Raw genomic sequence first — 1,385 nt, 5'->3', positions numbered from 1 at the left:
ACGCTGACACTCCACACGTTGCCGCTATCGGAGGCGGTCACCGTAGTCTGGTATGCCTGATCGCCGATGGTCACGGTGACCGTATCGCCGACCTGCACGTCGTTGCCGACGCGGCCAGTCACATTCTGGCTCTGACCGGCTTCGGCGATATTGACGGTGTTATCACCGGTGACGTTATCGATAGTGATGGAGGCTTCCGGCGCCGCCGTATCGACCGCGTAGCCATGATCGGCAGATGCCGTGGTCGGGTTACCGGCTGCATCCGTGGTGGTGACTTCAGCATGAATGTCATTGTTTCCGGCCAGCACGTCGCCCGGCACGGAGACGCTCCATACGTTGCCGTTATCCGACGCGGTGACGGTGGTCTGGTAAGCCTGATCGCCGATGGTCACGGTGACCGTATCGCCGACCTGCACGTCGTTGCCAACGCGGCCGGTGATAGCCTGCGGCTGACCGGCTTCCGCGATATTGACGGTGTTATCACTGGTGACGTTATCGATAGTGATCGACGCTTCCGGCGCCGCCGTATCGACCGCGTAGCCATGATCGGCAGATGCCGTGGTCGGGTTACCGGCCGCATCCGTGGTAGTCACTTCCGCGTGGATCTGGCTGTTACCGGCCAATACCTCGCCCGGCACGCTCACACTCCACACGTTGCCGCTATCGGAGGCGGTCACCGTAGTCTGGTAAGCCTGATCGCCGATGGTCACGGTCACCGTATCGCCCACCTGCACGTCGTTGCCGACGCGACCGGTCACATTCTGGCTCTGACCCGCTTCGGCGATATTGACGGTGTTGTCACCAGTCACATCGTCGATGGTGATCGAGGCTTCCGGCGCGGCCGTATCTACCGCGTAGCCATGATCGGCAGATGCCGTGGTCGGGTTACCGGCCGCATCTGTGGTAGTCACTTCGGCATGAATGTCATTATTACCGGCCAGCACCTCGCCCGGCACGCTCACGCTCCACACATTGCCGTTGTCCGACGCCGTCACCGTAGTCTGGTAAGCCTGATCGCCGATGGTCACGGTCACCGTATCGCCGACCTGCACGTCGTTACCGACGCGACCGGTGATGGCCTGCGGCTGTCCCGCTTCCGCGATATTCACCGTGTTGTCACCGGTCACATCGTCGATGGTGATCGAGGCTTCCGGCGCGGCGGTATCAACCGCGTAGCTGTGGTCAGCACCAGCGGTAGTGGCATTGCCTGCACTATCGGTAGTGGTCACTTCCGCGTGGATCTGGCTGTTACCGGCCAGCACGTCGCCCGGCACGCTCACGCTCCACACGTTGCCGTTATCGGAGGCCGTCACGGTGGTCTGGTAAGCCTGATCGCCGATGGTCACGGTCACCGTATCGCCCACCTGCACGTCGTTGCCGACGCG

At 62.3% G+C, this 1,385-nt stretch carries 1 protein-coding gene; it reads right to left on the bottom strand.

From position 1 onward, the window contains the following. A partial coding sequence (locus BLU64_RS16915; protein WP_139171546.1) for an Ig-like domain-containing protein occupies nt 1–1,385 on the bottom strand: 1,385 nt, incomplete at both ends.

The organism is Lonsdalea quercina (assembly GCF_900107885.1).
GTDB lineage: Bacteria > Pseudomonadota > Gammaproteobacteria > Enterobacterales > Enterobacteriaceae > Lonsdalea > Lonsdalea quercina.
Note: the sequence above shows the minus strand (reverse complement) of the source record. Positions and strands in the feature narration are given on the sequence as shown.